The sequence below is a fragment of the Oceaniradius stylonematis genome (assembly GCF_965223445.1).
In the GTDB taxonomy this organism is placed as follows: Bacteria; Pseudomonadota; Alphaproteobacteria; order Rhizobiales; family Rhizobiaceae; genus Roseitalea; species Roseitalea stylonematis.
Genome location: NZ_OZ244994.1, coordinates 298,259 through 318,135, shown reverse-complemented (window position 1 = coordinate 318,135; position 19,877 = coordinate 298,259). Strand labels below are relative to the sequence as shown.

The window sequence follows — 19,877 nt, the reverse complement described above, 5'->3', positions numbered from 1 at the left end:
TGAACGATGCCCAAACTGACGATCGTCGCCTTTGATGGAACCGAGTTCGATCTGGACGCGGAGGCCGGTTCGACGGTGATGGAAAACGCGATCAAGAACGCGGTTCCGGGCATCGAAGCGGAATGCGGCGGGGCCTGCGCCTGCGCGACCTGCCACGTCTATGTCGATGAGGCCTGGACCGAGAAGGTGGGCCAGCCCGATGTCATGGAAGAGGACATGCTGGATTTCGCGTTCGAAACCAAGCCGAATTCCCGCCTGTCGTGCCAGATCAAGATGACGGACGATTTCGACGGGCTGATCGTCCGCGTTCCCGAACAGCAGGCCTGACCGCCGTTTCCTCAGCCCCGCGGGGTCATGTCCTTTGACCGACCCGTTTGAACCACGTCCATGGCGTATCGGCTCCGGCGCAAGGCTGGAACTGGGGCCGCGCGGACTCGTGATGGGCATTTTGAACGTCACACCGGACAGTTTTTCCGATGGCGGGCATCATGCGGACCCCGATGCGGCGGTAGCGGCAGCGCGCGCGATGGCCGAAGCGGGCGCGGCGATCATCGATATCGGTGCCGAAAGCACGCGGCCGGGTGCCGAGGCGATCGATGGCGAGGCCGAGCGCCGGCGCCTCCTTCCGGTGATCGCGGACGTCCGGTCCGCGCTTCCCGACATGCCGGTCTCAGCGGACACCTATCGGTCGGAAACCGCCCGCGCGGCGCTCGAAGCCGGCGCTGGAATCGTCAATGATGTCTGGGGTTTGCAGCGCGATCCTGCGATGGCGAATCTGGCTGCGGAAACCGGCGCCGGGCTGGTGATCATGCACACCGGACGCGACCGAGACGTTCTGCCCGATCCGATCGAGGATCAGCGCGTCTATCTGTCCCGGTCGATCGAGATCGCGCTCAAGGCCGGGGTCGCGCAAGCCCAGATCGTGCTCGATCCCGGTTTCGGCTTCGCCAAGGACGCCGAACACAATGCGGTGCTGATGGCGCGGTTCGGCGAGTTGCACGCGCTCGGCTTTCCGCTTCTGGCCGGGACCAGCCGCAAGCGTTTCCTCGGGTATTTCACCGGCCGGCCCGTCGAGGCGCGCGACGTGGCCACAGCCGCCAGCTCGGCATTGTTGCGTGCCGCCGGCGCGGCGGTTTTGCGGGTACATGATGTCGCAATGAACGTGGACGCGGCGGCGGTTGCCGATGTTATGATCGCCGCCGGACGCCAGGGGGCTGGCGCCGGGACGGAGCTGGCCTGACGTGTACGAAATCCGGATGATCAACTGCGCCTTCTTTGCGCGCCACGGTGTGTTCGACCAGGAGGAGTTTCTCGGTCAGCGCTTTTATGTCGATGCGCGGCTGTTCGTCGAGCCGGGACGGGCGCTTGAAGACGACGATATCTCCGACACGGTCGATTACGGTAACGCGTTCAAGGAGATCGAGCGGATCGTCACCGGCAAGCGGCGTTATCTGATCGAGGCATTGGCCTATGAGATCGCCAAGGCGCTGTGCGCGCGCTGGCCGCAGATCAGGCGTGCCGAGATCACGCTGCGCAAGCCCAATGCGCCGGTGCCGGGCGTGCTCGACCATATCGAGGTTCATGTCTGCCATGATGCCTGAGACCGTGAGCGCGCTGATCGCCCTTGGCGGCAATATCGGCGACGTCGCCGGTGCGATGCAGTCCGCGCTGGGCCGGCTGCATGCCGAACCGGGCATGTCGGTCGTTTCGGTATCGCCGATCTACTCGACACCGCCCTGGGGGATTACCGAGCAACCGCGCTTCCTGAACGCGTGTGCCGAAGTTGAAACATCGATCCCGCCGCATGTCTTGCTGCAACGGGTTTTGGCCGCCGAACGGGGCGCCGGGCGCAGGCGCCTGCGCCGCTGGGGGCCGCGCACGCTCGATATCGACATTCTGGCCTATGGAGATCAGGCGATCGAGAGCCCGACGCTGACCGTGCCGCATCCGCGCATGTTCGAGCGTGCGTTCGTGCTGGTGCCGTTGGCCGATATTGCCGGGGAACGGGTGATCGGCGGGCGCCGCGTGTCGGATGCGCTTTCGGCACTCGACACGAGCGGCATCATTCGCACCGACGATCTTCTGTCGCTGCCGCGTGCCGCCTGACGCAATTTGCGCTTGTTTGGTTCTAGCGGACCGAGCCGACCTGGACCGGATCGAGCCGGTCGAGGCTCATGCCGATCACCGGCACCAGTTCTCCGCCGACGCGCACGGATACCGTGACATTGAGCGTGTTGTCGTCGGCCAGACGCGCCAGCATGGCGCCGTCGAGCTGCTTGCGGTTGAGCGTCAGCGCCACACGGTCGCGGCTGACATTGCCGGCGGTGACATCGAGGCCTTCGCCGCCGGCGCCGTCGAGAAACGTCCCCGAATAGGTGCGGCCGTCGCGCTGCACGGTGGCGGTCATCTTCTGGGTGAACAGACCGACGCGGCAATCGCCGTCGAGCGACATGCCAAGCCGGCTGTCGGGGACCGAGCCGTCGAACTGGCAGATGAACTTGGTGCCGCGATACTTGCCGGCGACGATCTCGCCGGGCCCGCGCCACTGGCCCTCGATCTTCTGAAAGAAACGCGCATCACGCGCCTGGTCGGCATGCGCCGGAACGGTGGCGCCGGCAATCGTGCCGGAAATCAGGACGGACATGGCCAGGCGGTTGAGCATGGGGCGCACTCTTTTTGCGATGTTTGGCCGCGATCATTGGCCCGCAATGGTTAAGGCATGGTTGTGATCCTACTCACGATGCGCCGTTTTTGTCATCACGATCGGTTTCACCCTGCTGGGCGGCGGTGAACCGGGTCAGCGTCCGCGCCATCTCGCCGACCCGCGGCGCCGGCAGAGCCTCGAACGGCGCCGGGCGGCATACGCCGATCGCCGAAATGCCGACGCGAGCGGTCATCAGCCCGTTGACGACGCCCTCGCCAAGCCGGGCGGAGAGGCGCGCGGCTACGCCGTGGCCGACCAGCTGCTGGATCAGGCTGTCACCGAGCGCGATCGTGCCGGTCACCGCAAGATGGCTGACCACGCGGCGGACCAGCGCGATGGTGCCGAACGTGCCGGCGCGGCCGCCATAATGCTCGGCGATGGTGCGGATCAGGCGGACATTCTCGAACAGCACATAGCCCAGATCGACGAAGGCGCGGGGCGAGACGGCGGTCACGACGGACACACGCTTGGCCGCGTTCATCACGATGGTGCGCGCTTCCGCGTCGAGCCCGGCCAGCAGCGCGCGTTCTGCGATGGCGTGGCGGTCGGCGGCGTCGATCACCTCGCCCTTGAGGTCGGCAAGGTGTGCCCGGCCCGTTGCGGTTTTCGGGTGCGAGGCGAAATGCGCCTCAAGCCGTCCGGTCGCTTTGGCGATGTCGCGCGCATTGCCGTCGGCGAGGGCCTTTTCGGTCTCGGCCCGCAGCCCGGCGATGGATCGCTGACTGGCTATGGCCCAGATTTCGCGGGCGATGAAGGCAACCAGCGCCAGCGCCAAAAGACCGATCGCGACCAGACCGGCCTGTCCGAGCACCGGATGCCGCTCGAACAGGTCGCGGACCAGTTGCTCGAGCCACAATCCCAGCGCCAGCGTGACGATGACGCCCAGCGCCGAAAGGCCGATTCCTGCAAGGCCGAAACGCCGCGCCCGGCGCCTTGGCGGCGGCGGTGGCGCGGTCGCTTCGGGCAGATGTTCGGTGGCGAAGAAGTCCTCTTCGGCCATCTCGACGCGAGCCGCATCGTCGATGGCGCGCGGTTCTCGGGCGGCCGACCGCGTTTTGGGGCTGGCTTTGGCCTTTCCCGCCTTGTCTGGCCTGGCGGCGTCATCCTCATCGACGGCGAAGGCGCGGGGCTTGCGCGGGGTCTCGCTCATTTCAAACGGTCTCCCAGAAGGAACTGCAGTGCCTTGTCGAGGCGAATGTGCGGCAGCGAAAGCGTCACGCCCTCGGCGGTCTTTTCAAGCCGTGGCGGGCGCATGCGCACAAAGCGCTGGCTGGCAGCATCGACCGGCTCGAACAGGGCGGACGGGTCGGCGGGCAAATCGCCGGGGAAAATCGCCGTTTCGCGATTTCCGTCGAATGTCTCAGCGCCGATGGTCTCGCCGGCGATAGGTGTGCCGACGACCACGGGCAGGGTCTCACCCTTCTCGTTCACCGTCGCCTCGCGTGTCGCGCGCACCGCCGCGAGCGCGACCGTATTGACCGAAGCACCTGAAAGGCTTGCCTTTTTGGCCGCATTGGCAACGATGCGCTCGATGATCGCCTCGAGCCTTGCGTGACTTTCATGATGCAGATGATCGGCCTTGGTGGCGGCAATGAGGATGCGGTCGATGCGGCGCTGGATGAGAGCGGAGAAGGGGTTGTTCGTCCCTGGCCGGAAGCAGGTGAGAATTTCCGTCAGCGCGCGTTCGAGGTCGGCCACCGCAGCATGGCCGGCATTGATCGCCGACAGCGCGTCGACCAGCACGATCTGCCGGTCGAGCCGGGTGATATGGGCGCGAAAGAACGGTTTGACCACGAGCGACTTGTAGGCCTCGTAGCGGCGCTGCATCATCGCCTGCATGCTGCCGGGCCTGGCTCTGTCAGCGCGCTTGGTAAGCGGCGCGAAGGTGAGTGCGGGCGAGCCTTCCATGTCGCCGGGCATCAGGAACCGCCCAGGCGGCAGGGTCGACAGCGCCAGATTGGCGGCGCGGCATTCGGCCAGATAGGCGCGGAACGTCTCGGCCAGCCGGCCCGCCAGCACCTCGTCGGCCTCCGCATCGGGATCGACCGTGTCCGCGACCGCCAGCCAGCCGGCGGCAACGGCTTCACGCGCCGGGCTGCGGGCGGCGCTTTCCGCTTCCTCGGAGAAGACCGCGAAGTCCTTGCCGAGAAGCGGCAGGTCGAGCAGCCATTCGCCGGGATAGTCGATGATATCGACATGCAGCCGGCCGCGTCCGAAAAGCCGGTTCCAGGCCGAGGCGCTCTCATAGTCGATCGTCAGCCGCAGCTGGCTGATCGAGCGCGTCGAGTCGGGCCAGATGCGCTCATCGACCAGCGAACGCACATGATCCTCATAGGCAAAGCGCGGCACGCCGTCATCGGGTTGCGGTTCCAGAAAGGCGCGCGCCAGACGGTTGGAATGGGCGACATCGAACAGGGGCAGCCGCCCGCCGTGAATGAGATTGTGGACGAGGGCGGTGATGAACACCGTCTTGCCGGCTCGCGACAGTCCGGTCACGCCGAGCCGCACGTTGGGGTTGAACAGACCGGCTGCCCGGCCGGCGGCTGTGTCCAGGGCGATCAGGGCTTCGTCGCCCAGCGAAGTCAGTCGGTTCAAATGTCGTGTGCCCCCGCGTCCCGGACCGTTGCGCTGCCGCGATATAGGTGTTTGCGCCGCGCGGGGGAAGGGAGCGGCGCGCCGGGCTCACGATCCGGCGGGCGTCAGATAGGCCTCGAGCCGGCCGGAAAGCTTCTCGATATCGGCCATCGGACCGTCCAGCGCGATCACCGCAAGGCCGGACGTGCGGAAGCCCATCTGCAAATCGTCGACCAGCGCTTCGTCGCCATCTTTGGCAAGCGCGATCGCCACGTCTTCGAGCATCGGATTGTGGCCGACCAGCATCAGATTGCCGTCGAACCCCGATTTGGCCGCGACTTCGAGATAGCCCGGCGCATCGGTGGCATAAAGGTTCTGGTCGTAGCTGGTCAGCGCCGACAAATCGTGGAACGTGTTGATCGCGTCGAGCGTCTGCCGCGCGCGGACGGCGGATGAGCAGATCACCTTTTCGGGCAGCAGGCCCCGTTCGACCATGGCGGCAGCAAGCGCCTTGGCGTCCTCGACCCCGGATGCGGCGAGCGCCCGGTCGAAATCGCGTTGGCCGGGCTCGGCCCATTCGGCCTTGGCGTGGCGCAACAAAAAAAGCCTGCTCATCGCTGTTCTCCCGGTTCGGCGCCCTGTTGCCGACAAAGGCCATATCGCGCGCGCCACGGCGGCGCAATCGTTCAAAGGCCGAAGAAACGCCATGGCGCAAACGCTTTCCCTGACGGCGAAAAACCATTGGCATTTCACGGAATTGCAACTTGTGGCAGCGGCGGGGTGAGACTATACAGCGGCCAATCTTCATGCAGGGATCACGCGATGGCTGACGAGATCACGATCAAGGGATACGAGCCCAGCGAAGACGAACCGTTCATGAATGACAGGATGCGGGCCTATTTCCGCGAGAAGCTGACCGGCTGGAAGAACGAACTGCTGCGCGAATCGCGCGAGACGCTCGAAAATCTCCAGCGCGACAGCGCCAACCATCCGGACATTGCCGACCGCGCCACCTCGGAAACCGACCGGGCCATCGAGCTGCGCGCGCGCGACCGCCAGCGCAAGCTGATCAACAAGATCGACATGGCGATCAAGCGCATCGATGACGGAACCTACGGCTTTTGCGAGGAAACCGGCGATCCGATCGGCGTCAAACGTCTGGATGCGCGGCCGATCGCGACCCTGTCACTGGAAGCCCAGGAACGGCACGAACGACGCGAAAAGGTCTATCGCGACGACTGAGCGCCAATCGGCGTTTCGCGTCTGGGTTGTCGAGGCGGATTGACCGGCGGCGTCGGTCAGCGGTCGTTCTTGGGTGCGTCGATCAGCCCTTCGAGCAGCTTGTCCATTTCATCGTCGAGCGTATCGCCGACATCGGTGCCGGCCGCCACCGGTGCCTGGCGCGCGGCATCTGGCTGCGCGGCGGGTTGGACCGGCGGCGCGCCCTGCGGTTTTTCCGGTGAGCGGGTTTGGGGCTCAAGACGCGGCTCGGCGCGCACCGGGGCCGGGGACGGCGCTTGCGGTGCCGGGTCGAGCCTTGGTTCGACGCGCGGTTCGCTCTTCGGTTCAACCCGTCGCTCGGGCACGGGGGCAGGCTCGCGCCTGGCCTGAGCCGCTTGCGGCGGACGGGCCGGTTCGGCCGGCGCAATGCGCGGTGCAGGTGTCGGGGTTTCTGGGGCGGCCGGTTTTGCCGGTACGGGCTCGGCCGGTTTCGGACCGGCGGCCTGACGCACCGAAGCGGTTGCGGGCTCGGCCGGCCCGGGCGCTGCGGCGGCGGGGCCGGATTTGCCGGCTGCCAGCGTCCCTTCGTCTTCCGTGCCGGCCGCAAAACCGGTCTCGACGACGATGTCGTTGTTGCCGCCGATCAACAGAAGATGCTCGACATCGTCGCGCCGGACCAGCACGAGGCGCCGGCGATTGTCAATTGCCGTCGCATCGAGAACGGCAAGACGGTGCTTGCGTCCTCCGGCGATGAACATGCCGCGGCGCATATGGCGCATGCGGGTGAACGCGAAGACCAGCACCAGCAGCACGACCAGTCCGGTCAGCCCGTAGGCAGCCGCTGCGGTCGCGGGGTCACTGAACAATCCGGTCAACCAGTCCATGGACGATCCTCACTGTGGCGGTGTGTGCTAACAAGTCCCGAGCCTTGTGACAAATTTTTGCGCCAAGGGCTTTTCCGGGCAGATGGATTGTGATTCAACCGGTCGCGCAAGGTTCGGAACACAGGCGGCGGACAAACGTGATGGCCAGGGCAAAGCACGGCGCCGGCGGCCGCGCAAGCAATGCGCGGAAAGACAGCGGACCTTCGCCCACCGTCCGCCTGATGATCCTCGGCGTGGTCTCGCTGGCCATGACGATCATCCTCTACTTTTTCCGCGATTCCATCAATGAAGGGTTTTTGCTGGCCTTGCTGGGCCTTCTGGCAATGGTCGGTGTCTTTTATCTGTTCGCCTCGGTGATCGGGCTGGTCGCGTTTTCCGGCGAGCGGCGCGAAGGCGCCATTGTGGACGGGTTCGTCGAAAGCCTGCCCGAAGGCGTCTGCGTCACCGACGCGTCCGATGCGGTGATCTTTGCCAATGGCGCCTATCGGTCGCTGGTCGGCGCAGCCGAAGATGTCGAGGTGCAGCCGCCCGAAGCGGTGCTGTCGCGCCACGACGATGCGGCAAACGCGCTTTACCGGCTGGCCAACAGCGCCACGCGCGGTCTGGATGCGGAGGAGGAGTTCCGGCTTCTGAGCGGGCTGGGCGCAGCGCAGGGCGAGCCGCGATGGTATCGTGCCAGCGTGCACGTGATGCCCGGCGGATCGTCGGGCAAGGCGATGAAGGCGTGGCGGATCGCCGACATTTCAGCCGAGCGTCTTCAGCAGGAGCAGTATTTCCTCGAACTGCAAAAGGCCATCGACCATCTCGACCGGGCGCCGGCCGGCTTCTTCGCCGCCGAACCGGGCGGCCGTATCCAGTATGTCAACGCCACCCTTGCCGAATGGCTGGGCATCGATCTGACCGGCTTCGTGCCCGGCGAAATGACGCTGTCGGACATCGTCGTCAGCGGCAGCGTGCAAATGCTGACCGCGATCAAGGCCGATCCGGGCAAGGTGCGCAGCGCGATCGTCGATGTCGAACTGGCCAAATCGAACGGCGAGAGCTTGCCGGTTCAACTGATCCACCGGGTTCAGACCGCGAGCAACGGCGATCCGGGGCCGATGCGCACGATCGTGCTCAACCGGGCGCAAGGCGCCGACAGCGCCCAGGATCTGCGCAGCGCCGAGGTTCGGTTCAGCCGCTTCTTCAACTCGACGCCAATGGCGATCGCCGCGCTCGATGCCGACGGGCGCATCCTGCGCACAAATGCGTCGTTCGCCGGCCTTTTCGGCGCGGTTGCCGATCACGATGCACTGGCGCGGCGCGTGAAGTTCGACACGATCATTCACGAGCGCGATCTCGAAAGGTTCGAAAAGGCGTTCGAGGCGGCCAAGGGCAATCGGGCGAACATCGAACCGTTCGACACGGTCCTGCCCGTCGAGGGCGCCGAGCGCCACGTCCGCATCTTCGTCAACGCCGTCGCCAGCCCGATCGGGGGGCCGGACCACGATGCGGGCCTCGAGGAGGCGGCGATCGTTCATGCGATGGACACGACCGAGCAGAAGGCGCTGGAAGCGCAGATGGCGCAAAGCCAGAAGATGCAGGCGGTGGGGCAGCTTGCCGGCGGCATCGCGCACGACTTCAACAATGTGCTGACCGCCATCATCATGGCGTCGGACCTTTTGTTGAGCAATCACCGCCCGTCCGACCCGTCCTTCCCGGACATCATGAACATCAAGCAGAACGCCAACCGCGCCGCGTCGCTGGTCCGGCAACTGCTGGCGTTTTCGCGGCGCCAGACCCTGCGGCCCGAAGTGCTGTCACTGACCGACGTGCTGGCCGATCTGCGGATGCTGCTGAGCCGGCTGATCGGCAACGACATCAAGCTGACGATCGAGCACGGCCGCGATCTGTGGCCGGTCAAGGCGGATCTCGGTCAGTTCGAGCAGGTGATCGTCAACCTGACGGTCAATGCGCGCGACGCGATGGCTGGCGGCGGCGAATTGGCGATCGCCACACGCAATGTTCCCGCCGACGAGGTCGCCGGCATGGAAACGCCCGGGATCGAGCCGGGTGACTATGTGGCGATCGAAGTGGCCGATACGGGCACCGGCATCCCGGTCGATGTGGTCGAAAAGATCTTCGAGCCGTTCTTCACCACCAAGGAAGTCGGCAAGGGCACCGGCCTCGGCCTTTCCATGGTCTACGGCATCATCAAGCAGACCGGCGGCGGCATCTATGCCTCATCGGTGGAGGGCGAAGGCACGACCTTCACCATTTTGCTGCCGCGGCACGAAGCCGATGCGGATGGGGCGGAAGATTCGGCACCGGTGCGCAAGGAGCCGGCGCCGGATGCCGAAAAACGCGACCTGTCCGGGTCCGCCACCGTGCTTCTGGTCGAGGACGAGGACGCGGTGCGCATGGGCGGCGTCCGGGCGCTGACATCGCGCGGATATACGGTTCTGGAGGCCGGCGACGGGATGGAGGCGCTGGAGATCATGGCCGAGGCCGAAGGGCCGGTCGATCTGGTCGTCTCCGATGTGGTGATGCCCGAGATGGACGGGCCGACGCTGCTGCGCGAACTGCGCAAGGATCATCCCGACATCAAGTTCATCTTCGTGTCGGGCTACGCCGAGGACGCGTTCGCGAAAAACCTGCCGGAAGGAGCGCAGTTCGGTTTCCTGCCCAAACCCTTCTCGCTCAAGCAACTGGCGACCAAGGTCAAGGAAACGCTCGAAGAGCAATGAACGGTGCTGGCCAGGGTTGATACACCCCGGTGATGGCGCACCGCCGGTGCTACGCGATCAGCGGCGGCGGTCTGCGATGCGGACCGGCTGGACCTGCATTCGCATGCTTTCGTGACCCAGCGTGTTGATCGCGATCGCGCGTTTGGCGAGATCGGTCGCTTCGGCGATCAGGCCGGCGCCCTTGAGCAGCTTGGCCTGCTTGATCATGATACGGGCCAGGTCGAGGGCCTTGTTGGTGCGGGCGGTCATCACGAATTCTCCCTGTTCGGAATTGCGTCGCTTATCAAATGGGATGCGGGAAGGCGGTGTGCCAGTGCTCCGGCTGTGGACGCACCGTTCACGCGGGTGGATGGTTTGGGGGGATGCGCACTTGTGGCCGGGCTGAGGCGCGGCAAGCCTTTTGCGCGTTTTTGCCGTGTATTGATCATGGTTGCATGGGCCATGGCATCGATCTCCTGACTGAATTACGCCGTAGCGGATCAACCGGATCACAACATCTTACTGGCCGAGCGCAATGCCCTCGCGGCGAGGGTCGGCACCGCCTTCGAGCCTGTCGCCAATGGCGATCGCATGCAGCCCCGAATTGAGATCGCGCACATTGATCTCAAAGCCGAGATCGGCGAGCGGTTGGGCCAGCGCTGCGGCATCGGTCCCGTCTTCCAGATCGAAGGTGCCGAACCTGTTCACCAGATGCGGCATGGCGATGGCCTGCTGGACGTTCATGCCCCAGTCGATGTGGGCGATGATCGACTTGGCGACATAGCCGATGATGCGACTGCCGCCGGGCGAGCCGATCACCAGCACCGGTGCGCCGTCGCGCATGACGATGGTCGGCGCCATGGAGGAGCGGGGACGTTTTCCGGGTTCGACCCGGTTTGCGATCGGCACGCCGTCGCGATGGCTGCGGAAGGAGAAATCGGTCAGCTCGTTGTTGAGCAGAAAGCCGCGCACCATCAGCCGCGAGCCGAACGCGTTCTCGATGGTCGTGGTCATGGACAGCGCATTGCCCGCTGAATCGACGATCGAGATGTGGCTGGTCGAGGGCAGTTCGAGCGCTTCGTCGTCGGCCCACAGGAGCGCATGGTCGAAAGTGGGCTCGCCCGGCGCGACATTTTCGAGCGCGGCATCGGTCTCAAGCAGCCCGGCGCGTTCGGCCAGATAGTCGGGATCGACAAGGCCGGAAACGGGAACCGGCACGAAGTCGCTGTCGGCCATGTAGCGGCCGCGGTCCGCGAAGGCGAGGCGCGAGGCATCGCCGATCAGTCGCCAGCTTTCAGGATCGTCCGGCCCAAGCGCGGCGAGATCGAAACTGTCGAGCATGCCGAGGATCTGGCCGACCGTCAGCGCGCCGGAAGAGGGCGGGCCCATGCCGCATATGTCGTGGCCGCGATAAGGCACGCAGACCGGCTCGCGCTCCTTGACGGCGTAGAGCTCCAGATCGTCGAGTGAAAGAACGCCCGGATTGCCGGGTGCCGTGCGGATGGTATCGACAATCGCCTCGGCGATCGGGCCTTGATAGATGGCGCGGGCGCCTTGGGCCGCCATGGCGCGCAGGGTTTCCGCATAGTCCGGGTTCTGCAGCATGGCACCTTCGGCAAGCGGTTCGCCGCCGGGCAGGAAATAGGCGGCCGTCGTCTCGAACCGTGACAGGCGCTCGGCATCGCGGGCCACGAGCGATGCCAGTCGAGGCGACACGGAAAAGCCGTCTTCGGCCAGCGCGATCGCATCGCCGAACAGGCTGCCCCAATTGGCGGTGCCCCAGCGCCGATGCGCTTCTTCCATCAGCGCCGGTGTTCCCGGTGTGCCCACGGAGCGGCCGCCGACGACGGCATCGAAGAACTGCAGCGGTTCGCCGTCAGCGTCCTGGAAAAGGCGCGGCGTGGCGGCGCGCGGCGCGGTCTCGCGCCCGTCCAGCGTGGTCACCGTGCCGCTTGCCGCGTCAAACCAGACCAGAAACGCGCCGCCGCCGAGGCCTGACGATTGCGGTTCGACCAGCCCGAGCACGGCCTGCACGGCGACCATCGCATCGGCGGCAGTGCCTCCGGCGGCCAGGATATCGGCTCCGGCCTGAACGGCCAGCGGGTTGGCGGCGGCGACCATCCAGTCCTGCGCGACGGCCGTTTCGCCGGCCTGTTTGGCATCCAGCGCGGCTTGCACGGCCGGCGAAGCGCCGGCAAACGCGGTATCGGTGGCGGCCTCGGGAGCCACGGCATCGGCTGCCTCCTGCGCTTGGGCGGCCAGCGGAAGGGCAACGAGGGCAAGGGTTGCGAGGAACGATCGGACGATCATGGCGCGGCTCCATTGACGGTGTGCCGAGCGTGACATGGCGCCGGCGGGCCGTAAAGCGGAACGGGCGTTGAGGAAACTCGTCTGCGCATCACGCTTTGTGACGATTCGGCAACACTTCCCGGCAAAGATTTCCGCTAAGGAGGGTACGGGGGAGGATGCCCCTTTTCCGTCATAAACCGCGCGCAACCCCGGAGGCGCGCTGCCCGGCGGGTGACTTTGCGTTGCCCCAAGGGACAAGCGACAAGGATCGGACCACAATGGACAAGCCTGTATTCGACAAATCCAAACTGCCCAGCCGTTACACGACGGTCGGGCCGGCGCGTGCACCGCACCGCTCGTATCTCTATGCGATGGGTTTGTCGTCCGAAGAAATTGCACAGCCGCTGGTCGGCGTCGCCTCGTGCTGGAACGAAGCCGCGCCCTGCAACATAGCGCTGATGCGGCAGGCGCAGGTGGTCAAGAAGGGCGTTGCCGCGGCCAATGGCACGCCGCGCGAGTTCTGCACGATCACCGTCACCGACGGCATTGCCATGGGCCATCAGGGCATGAAGGCATCGCTCGTCTCGCGCGATGTGATCGCCGATTCGGTCGAACTGACCATGCGCGGCCATTGCTACGACGCGCTCGTCGGCCTTGCGGGGTGCGACAAGTCGCTGCCGGGCATGATGATGTCCATGGTGCGTCTGAACGTGCCGTCCGTGTTCATCTATGGCGGCTCGATCCTGCCCGGCACATTCAAGGGCCGGCAGGTCACTGTCCAGGATGTGTTCGAGGCGGTTGGCCAGCATTCGGTCGGCAATCTGAGTGACGAGGATCTGGCCGAACTCGAACAGGTGGCCTGCCCGTCGGCGGGCTCGTGCGGCGCGCAATTCACCGCCAACACGATGGCGACCGTTGCCGAGGCGATCGGCCTGTCGCTGCCCTATTCGTGCGGTGCGCCGGCGCCCTACGAAATCCGCGACCGGTTCGGCTTTGCCGCCGGCGAAAAGGTGATGGAACTGATCGCCCGCAACATCCGCCCGCGCGACATCGTCACGCGCAAGGCGCTGGAAAATGCCGCAGCCGTCGTCGCCGCATCGGGCGGATCGACCAATGCGGCGCTTCATCTGCCGGCGATCGCCCATGAATGCGGTATCGAGTTCGATCTGTTCGACGTCGCCGAGATCTTCAAGAAGACGCCCTATGTCGCGGACCTCAAGCCGGGCGGCAAATATGTCGCCAAGGACCTGTTCGAGGCCGGCGGCATTCCGCTTTTGATGAAGGCGCTTCTCGACGGCGGTTTCCTGCATGGCGACTGCATGACCGTGACTGGCCGCACTTTGGCCGAAAACATGGAGCATGTGCGCTGGAACGACGAGCAGGACGTTGTCTATCCGGTCGACAAGGCGATCACCAAAACAGGTGGCGTGGTCGGGCTGAAGGGCAATCTGGCGCCGGACGGGGCGATCGTGAAGGTCGCAGGCATGAAGAGGCTGAAATTCACCGGCCCGGCGCGCTGTTTCGACAGCGAGGAAGAATGCTTCGATGCCGTCAATGGCGGCAATTACGAGGCCGGCGAGGTGCTGGTGATCCGCTATGAGGGACCGAAGGGCGGACCGGGCATGCGGGAAATGCTGTCGACGACGGCGGCGATCTACGGCCAGGGCATGGGCGACAAGGTCGCGCTGATCACGGACGGCCGCTTTTCCGGGGCGACGCGTGGCTTCTGCATCGGCCATGTGGGGCCGGAAGCGGCGGTGGGCGGCCCGATCGGGCTGTTGCGCGATGGCGACGAGATCACCATCGACGCAGTCGAGGGGACACTGGATGTGGCGTTGAGCGAGGACGAACTGGCCGCGCGCCGCAAGGAATGGAAACCGCGTGAAACGGACTATACGTCCGGCACGCTATGGAAATATGCCCAGACGGTTGGCGATGCGCGCCATGGCGCGGTGACCCATCCGGGCGGGGCGAAGGAAAAACAGTGTTACGCGGACATCTGATGTCGCAGTTTGCGTTCAAGGAATGGCTCGGGGGCGTTCTCGCCCTCGGCCTGGCGACATGTGTTGCCGCAGCCGCCGTCCCGGCGGCCCACGCGTTCGACGAGCAGGGCGGTGTGTCTTCGGCGCCCGCCCATAACAGCATTCGTTCGCTGTTCCGGTTCGGCTTTACCGCCTATCAGAGCGGCAACAAGGACGAGGCGTTCCGCGCCTATCGCGATGCCGCCGAACAGGGTCATTCGGGCGCCCGCTGGAAGCTGGCCCACATGTATGCGGCCGGCGACGGCGTTGCGGAAAACGACTATGAAGCCTTCAAGCTGTTCCAGGGCATCGTGCGCGAAGGCGCCGCGCCCGGCTCGCAGGAGTCCACCTTCGTCGCCAATGCGCTGGTCTCGCTGGCCAGCTACGTGCAGCGGGGCATTCCCAATTCGCCGGTCGTGGCCAATCCGGCGCAGGCGCGCGAACTCTACTGGCAGGCGGCGGCCAATTTCGGCGAACCCAACGCCCAGTTCGAGCTGGGCCGCATGCTGCTTTACGGCGAGGGCGGCCATGCCGACCCGCGTCAGGCCGCGCGCTGGTTCAACCTTTCGGCCGGCAAGGGCCATGTCGGGGCGCAGGCCATGCTCGGTCAGATGCTGTTCGAGCGCGGCCAGACCGTGCGCGGGCTGTCGATGCTGACGGCTGCCCTCAACAGGGCCGGACCGCAGGACCGCGTCTGGATCCGGCCCGTCCACGAGGAAGCGTTCGCGCTGTCTTCGGAGGCCGACCGCCGCACCGCGATGGTGCTGGCCGAGGAGATGGCGAGCCGCTGAGGCCGCGCAACAAGCCGGTTCAACCGATCTATGACAATCCCGGCACGGGGCAACCCTGCTGCACGGTCTTCCAGGCGGTGTTGTTGAGAACGCGATCACAGGTCGCCAGAACCTCGCCGGACGGCAGATCGAGACACATGGTCTGACCAACCGGGACATCCTGTCCCTTGAAGCGGCAGGTGCAGGGAATGTCCGGCCCCACGACTTTCTGGGCCAGGGCAGGCGCGGGCAGGGAAACTGCTCCGACCGCCAAAATGACTGCAAGACAGCGTTTCATCATGACGCACCTCCGGCGCGGAGAGTGTTCCACATTTGACGAAAATTCACAAACCGCCGGTTGCAGGGTCGGGTCAGAACGCCATCTGCGCGACGACCGGAACATGGTCGGACGGCTTTTCCCAGCCGCGCACATGCTTTTCGACGTCGACCGATTCGAGCCGGTTGGCAGCTTCCGGCGACAGCATCAGATGGTCGATGCGGATGCCGTTGTTCTTCTGCCAGGCGCCGGCCTGATAGTCCCAGAACGTATAGGTTTCAGGGGCGTCGGTCACGGCCCTCAGCGCGTCGGTGAAGCCGGCATTGGCAAGCCGGCGGAATGCACCCCGGCTTTCGGGCCGATAAAGCGCATCGCCCTCCCAGACGGCGGGATCGTGGCAGTCCCCGGGCATCGGGATGACGTTGTAATCGCCCGCCAGCACCAGCGGCTCCTCGAGCGCCAGACGCTCGCGCGCCCAGGCGTCGAGCCGGTCCATCCAGCCCAGCTTGTAGGGAAACTTGTCCGAATCGACCGGATTGCCGTTGGGCAGATAGAGCGAGACGACGCGCAAAACGCCATTGCCGGTCGAAAAGACGCCCTCGATAAAGCGTGCCTGCTCGTCGTCGTCATCGCCGGGCAGCCCGCGATTGACCTCGTCGAAAGGCAGGCGCGAGAAGATCGCAACGCCGTTGAAACCTTTCTGGCCGTTGGTTTCGACATTGTAGCCGAGCGCCTCGAAGGCCTCGCGCGGGAAATTCTCGTCCACCGACTTGATCTCCTGCAGGCAGGCAATGTCGGGTTTGGACTGTTCCAGCCAGCTCAAGACCGTGTCGATGCGCGCCTTGACGCCGTTGATGTTCCACGTCGCGATCTTCATGGGGCGATGTTCACGCGTGCGGGTCCGGGCAAAGGGGCGTATCGAATCAGATCGTGAACGACGTGCCGCAGCCGCAGCTTGCGACCGCGTTGGGGTTCTTGATCTGGAAGGACTGGCCGATCAGATCATCGACGAAGTCGATCACCGAGCCACCCATGTAGACGAGAGAAAGCTCGTCCACCAGGATGGTTGCGCCGTCTTTTTCAAGCACAACATCATCGTCGTTGCGGCCCGATACGAGATCGAACTTGTAGGAAAAGCCGGAGCAGCCTCCGCCTTCGACGGACACGCGCAGCGCGTCCTTTTCGGGCTCGCCTTCCAGTACCTTGGCGACGCGCGCGAAGGCGGCGTCGGTCACCGAGACCTGCTTGCCCGTCATCGTCTGGTCGTGTGCGGTCATGATCGTTCCCTTCGGCACAGCGCGCCGGTTCGGATTTGTTGACCGGAAGGTATGGACGCCCGGAGCCGCCGTCAATATGCGTGAGGGCAGGTCATGCGCGCATGACCTCGGGAAAAGGCAGCGACGGGCCATGGCAGGGCGGTTCGGCGATATCGGCTTCGGGTTCGGCGGGCGGGCGGTCTATGCCACCGATCCGGCGAAAAGCCGTGGCCGGCTGATCGCCGAGCCGGAAAGCCCGACGCGAACGCCGTTCCAGCGCGACCGGGACCGGATCATCCATTCGACTGCCTTCCGGCGGCTCAAGCACAAGACGCAGGTCTTTTTCAGCCATGAGGGCGACCATTACCGCACGCGGCTGACGCACACGATCGAGGTGGCGCAGATCGCCCGTGCTTTGGCCCGCGCCTTCCGCATCGATGACGATCTGGCGGAGGCGGTGGCGCTCGTCCACGATTTCGGCCACACCCCGTTCGGCCATACGGGCGAGGATGTGCTCGACGCGCTGATGGCCGGCCATGGCGGGTTCGACCACAATGCCCAGGCGCTGCGCGTCGTCACCCGGCTGGAGCGGCGCTATGCTGGCTTCGACGGGCTCAACTTGACCTGGGAGACGCTGGAGGGCCTCGTCAAGCACAACGGACCGCTGATCGACCCGGCAACGGGTACGCCGGTTGGCGGCAAGGCGGTGCCCCGCGCAATCGCCGATTATCTGGCCGGCCACGACCTGGAGGTCCAGCGGCATGCCGGCCTGGAGGCGCAGGCGGCGGCGATTGCCGACGACATCGCCTACAACACGCACGATCTCGATGACGGGCTGCGGGCCGGGCTGCTGACATTCGACATGCTGCGCGGCGTCCCGCTGGCGGGCGAGGCGCTGGCGATTGTCGACGATCACTATCCCGGTCTCGACGATGGCCGCCGTGCGCATGAGATGACACGCCGGGTGATGACGGCGATGGTCGAGGATGTGATCGCCGAGACGGCATCCAACCTTGACCGGAAAATCCCGCAATCGGTTGCCGACATTCACGATGCCGGTGAAACGCTGGCCCGGTTTTCCGCCGCCATGGCGGAGCGCGAAGCGGGCCTCAAGCGCTTCCTGTTCGAGCATCTCTACCGACACGAGGAGGTGATGCGGGTGCGCGCTCAGGCCGAGGCGGTGGTGCATGACCTGTTCCGCCGGTTCACCCGATCGCCGTCGCTGATGGGCGGCGAATGGGCCGATGACGCAACCGCCCTGGACGAGACGCAGCTCGCAATCCGCGTTGCCGATTACATTGCCGGCATGACCGACACGTTCGCGCTTTCCGAGCATCGGCGGCTGTTTGACCGGACACCGGATTTGCGTTAGCCAGCCGCGCAAACGCTGGCAGCACGACGCCGGCCCACACCCTCCAGGATCGTTCGATGAACATTTTCGCCCTGTTCCGCGACCGCATCACCGATGCCGTCCAGCGGATGGACCTGACCGCCGCCGATGGCTCGGCGCCCGACCTGTCGCGCATTCAGGTCGAGCCGCCGCGCGATCCCGACCATGGCGATCTGGCGACCAATGCGGCGATGGTTCTGGCCAAGAAGGTGGGCCAGAACCCGCGCGAGCTGGCGCAGCGGATCGCCGATGCGATGGCGGCCGATGCCGATGTGAGCGAAGCGTCGGTGGCCGGGCCGGGTTTCGTCAATCTGCGGCTCTCGGACGGTTTCTGGACCGCGCAGCTTGCCGAAATCCTCGACAAGGGCGTTGCCTATGGCCGCAGCGAGATGGGGCAGGGCATCAACATCAATGTCGAATATGTCTCGGCCAATCCGACCGGGCCGATGCATGTGGGCCATTGCCGCGGTGCCGTGGTCGGCGACACGCTGGCCAACCTTCTGGCCTTTGCGGGCCATGATGTCGTCAAGGAATATTACATCAACGATGCCGGCGTGCAGGTGATGGCGCTCGGCCGGTCGGCACTGCTGCGTTACCGCGAGGCGCTGGGCGAGGAGATCGGCGCGATCCCCGAGGGGCTCTATCCGGGGGACTATCTCAAGCCGGTCGGCCAGGCATTGGCCGACGCCCATGGCGACGCGCTTCTGACCAAGCCGCAGGACGAGGCGCTGCGGATCGCAACGGACGTTGCCATCGATGCCATGATGGACATGATCAGGGCCGATCTGGCGGCGTTGAACGTCCATCACGACGTCTTCTTCTCCGAGCGGCAATTGCATGCCGACGGCGCACGGAAAATCCGCGCCGCGATCAACGAACTGACCATGAAGGGCCATGTCTACAAGGGCACGCTGCCGCCGCCCAAGGGCCAATTGCCCGACGACTGGGAAGACCGCGAGCAGACATTGTTCAGATCGACCGATGTCGGCGACGATCTCGACCGGCCGCTCGTCAAGTCGGACGGCCAGTACACTTATTTCGCTGCCGACGTCGCCTATTTCGTCGACAAGTTCGAACGCGGGTTCGACGAGATGATCTTCGTGCTCGGCGCCGACCATGGCGGCTACGTGAAGCGCATGGAAGCGCTGGCACGCGCGGTCTCCGGCGGCAAGGCGATGCTGACCGTGCTGCTCACCCAGCTCGTCAAGCTCTACAAGGGCGGCGAACCGGTGAAGATGTCCAAGCGGTCGGGCCAGTTCGTGACTTTGCGCGAGGTGGTCGACGAGGTGGGACGCGATGCGGTGCGGTTCATGATGATCTACCGCAAGAGCTCCGAACCGCTCGATTTCGATTTTGCCAAGGTCACCGAGCAGTCCAAGGACAACCCGGTCTTTTACGTGCAATACGCGTCGGCGCGGTGCCATTCGGTGCTGCGGCAGGCGACCGAGCAGATGGGCGCGATCTCGCCCGATCCGGCCGCGCTCGACCGGCTGACCGATCCGGGCGAGATCGCGCTGGTGCGCAAGCTGACCGAATATCCCCGCCTGATCGAGGCGGCGGCCTCGGCGCGCGAGCCGCATCGCGTTGCCTTTTACCTGTACGATGTCGCCAGCGCGCTGCATGCGCACTGGAACCGGGGCACCTCCGATGACGCCTTACGCTTTGTTAAGGTTAACGACCGACAATTGACGCAAGCCAGACTGGGTCTCGTGCAGGGCGTGTTGAACGTTCTGCAGTCGGGGCTTGCGATCCTGGGCGTTGATGCGCCTACCGAGATGCGGTGATC

At 65.4% G+C, this 19,877-nt stretch carries 20 protein-coding genes; 10 read left to right on the top strand and 10 right to left on the bottom strand.

Going from position 1 to position 19,877, the window contains the following annotated elements; all coding sequences use genetic code 11:
* Positions 1–6 precede the first annotated feature (6 nt).
* From ACOQOU_RS01615 to folK, 4 genes are all read left to right on the top strand, one after another.
* Positions 7–327: a 2Fe-2S iron-sulfur cluster-binding protein gene (locus tag ACOQOU_RS01615; RefSeq protein WP_109768101.1), complete on the top strand. Its 321-nt coding sequence runs from the start codon at positions 7–9 to the stop codon at positions 325–327.
* A gap of 112 nt (positions 328–439) precedes the next feature.
* Positions 440–1,240: a dihydropteroate synthase gene (gene folP, locus ACOQOU_RS01610; protein WP_420578769.1), complete on the top strand. Its 801-nt coding sequence runs from the start codon at positions 440–442 to the stop codon at positions 1,238–1,240.
* A 16-nt stretch (positions 1,241–1,256) separates the two neighbouring features.
* On the top strand, positions 1,257–1,601 hold the full coding sequence (folB, locus tag ACOQOU_RS01605; RefSeq protein ID WP_196780257.1) for a dihydroneopterin aldolase: 345 nt from the start codon (positions 1,257–1,259) through the stop codon (positions 1,599–1,601).
* Positions 1,591–2,106 carry a 2-amino-4-hydroxy-6-hydroxymethyldihydropteridine diphosphokinase gene (gene folK, locus ACOQOU_RS01600; protein WP_342633458.1) on the top strand — a complete coding sequence of 172 codons (516 nt, stop codon included), beginning with the start codon at positions 1,591–1,593 and terminating at the stop codon, positions 2,104–2,106. The genes folB and folK overlap by 11 nt, the downstream gene beginning before the upstream one ends.
* Before the next feature lie 22 nt (positions 2,107–2,128).
* On the opposite strand, the gene ACOQOU_RS01595 is transcribed toward folK, so the two are convergent.
* The 4 genes from ACOQOU_RS01595 to ACOQOU_RS01580 form a co-directional block, all read right to left on the bottom strand.
* Positions 2,129–2,662, bottom strand: coding sequence for a hypothetical protein (locus ACOQOU_RS01595; RefSeq protein ID WP_420578768.1), 534 nt, complete (start codon positions 2,660–2,662; stop codon positions 2,129–2,131).
* 73 nt (positions 2,663–2,735) lie between these two features.
* Positions 2,736–3,854 carry a YcjF family protein gene (locus ACOQOU_RS01590; RefSeq protein ID WP_306026605.1) on the bottom strand — a complete coding sequence of 373 codons (1,119 nt, stop codon included), beginning with the start codon at positions 3,852–3,854 and terminating at the stop codon, positions 2,736–2,738.
* Entirely contained in the window at positions 3,851–5,299 is a 1,449-nt protein-coding gene (locus ACOQOU_RS01585; protein ID WP_306026604.1) for a YcjX family protein, read from the bottom strand. Before ACOQOU_RS01585 ends, ACOQOU_RS01590 begins: the two co-directional genes overlap by 4 nt.
* 87 nt (positions 5,300–5,386) lie before the next feature.
* The gene (locus tag ACOQOU_RS01580) at positions 5,387–5,893 is read right to left on the bottom strand and encodes a SixA phosphatase family protein (protein WP_306026603.1); all 507 of its coding nucleotides are present in this window, start codon (positions 5,891–5,893) and stop codon (positions 5,387–5,389) included.
* A gap of 207 nt (positions 5,894–6,100) precedes the next feature.
* Between ACOQOU_RS01580 and dksA the strand changes: the two genes are divergently transcribed.
* Positions 6,101–6,520: an RNA polymerase-binding protein DksA gene (gene dksA / locus ACOQOU_RS01575; RefSeq protein ID WP_109768095.1), complete on the top strand. Its 420-nt coding sequence runs from the start codon at positions 6,101–6,103 to the stop codon at positions 6,518–6,520.
* 56 nt (positions 6,521–6,576) lie between these two features.
* On the opposite strand, the gene ACOQOU_RS01570 is transcribed toward dksA, so the two are convergent.
* Positions 6,577–7,383: a flagellar biosynthetic protein FliO gene (locus ACOQOU_RS01570; protein ID WP_306026602.1), complete on the bottom strand. Its 807-nt coding sequence runs from the start codon at positions 7,381–7,383 to the stop codon at positions 6,577–6,579.
* Between the two features lie 140 nt (positions 7,384–7,523).
* Between ACOQOU_RS01570 and cckA the strand changes: the two genes are divergently transcribed.
* Complete coding sequence (gene cckA / locus ACOQOU_RS01565; RefSeq protein ID WP_306026601.1) at positions 7,524–10,109, top strand: cell cycle histidine kinase CckA; 2,586 nt, start codon at positions 7,524–7,526, stop codon at positions 10,107–10,109.
* Positions 10,110–10,166: 57 nt separating this feature from the next.
* Here the strand turns inward: cckA and ACOQOU_RS01560 are convergent, their stop codons facing one another.
* Complete coding sequence (locus tag ACOQOU_RS01560) at positions 10,167–10,358, bottom strand: hypothetical protein (RefSeq protein WP_109768092.1); 192 nt, start codon at positions 10,356–10,358, stop codon at positions 10,167–10,169.
* Between the two features lie 249 nt (positions 10,359–10,607).
* Positions 10,608–12,398 (bottom strand): gamma-glutamyltransferase, encoded by a 1,791-nt coding sequence (gene ggt, locus ACOQOU_RS01555; RefSeq protein ID WP_306026600.1) that lies wholly within the window; start codon positions 12,396–12,398, stop codon positions 10,608–10,610.
* Positions 12,399–12,655: 257 nt separating this feature from the next.
* Between ggt and ilvD the strand changes: the two genes are divergently transcribed.
* Together ilvD and ACOQOU_RS01545 are read left to right on the top strand one after the other, a co-directional pair.
* Entirely contained in the window at positions 12,656–14,380 is a 1,725-nt protein-coding gene (ilvD, locus tag ACOQOU_RS01550; RefSeq protein ID WP_306026599.1) for a dihydroxy-acid dehydratase, read from the top strand.
* Complete coding sequence (locus ACOQOU_RS01545) at positions 14,380–15,189, top strand: tetratricopeptide repeat protein (protein WP_109768090.1); 810 nt, start codon at positions 14,380–14,382, stop codon at positions 15,187–15,189. The genes ilvD and ACOQOU_RS01545 overlap by 1 nt, the downstream gene beginning before the upstream one ends.
* Positions 15,190–15,217: 28 nt before the next feature.
* Here ACOQOU_RS01545 and ACOQOU_RS01540 read toward each other — a convergent pair whose 3' ends face one another.
* From ACOQOU_RS01540 to erpA, 3 genes are all read right to left on the bottom strand, one after another.
* On the bottom strand, positions 15,218–15,469 hold the full coding sequence (locus ACOQOU_RS01540) for a hypothetical protein (RefSeq protein WP_120222621.1): 252 nt from the start codon (positions 15,467–15,469) through the stop codon (positions 15,218–15,220).
* A gap of 70 nt (positions 15,470–15,539) precedes the next feature.
* A complete protein-coding gene (xth, locus tag ACOQOU_RS01535) occupies positions 15,540–16,322 on the bottom strand; it encodes an exodeoxyribonuclease III (RefSeq protein ID WP_306026598.1) in 783 nt (260 codons plus the stop codon).
* 46 nt (positions 16,323–16,368) lie between these two features.
* A complete protein-coding gene (gene erpA, locus ACOQOU_RS01530; RefSeq protein ID WP_245412735.1) occupies positions 16,369–16,722 on the bottom strand; it encodes an iron-sulfur cluster insertion protein ErpA in 354 nt (117 codons plus the stop codon).
* Positions 16,723–16,852: 130 nt separating this feature from the next.
* Between erpA and ACOQOU_RS01525 the strand changes: the two genes are divergently transcribed.
* Entirely contained in the window at positions 16,853–18,073 is a 1,221-nt protein-coding gene (locus tag ACOQOU_RS01525; protein WP_306026597.1) for a deoxyguanosinetriphosphate triphosphohydrolase, read from the top strand.
* A gap of 56 nt (positions 18,074–18,129) precedes the next feature.
* A complete protein-coding gene (argS, locus tag ACOQOU_RS01520; protein WP_306026596.1) occupies positions 18,130–19,875 on the top strand; it encodes an arginine--tRNA ligase in 1,746 nt (581 codons plus the stop codon).
* Positions 19,876–19,877 lie beyond the last annotated feature (2 nt).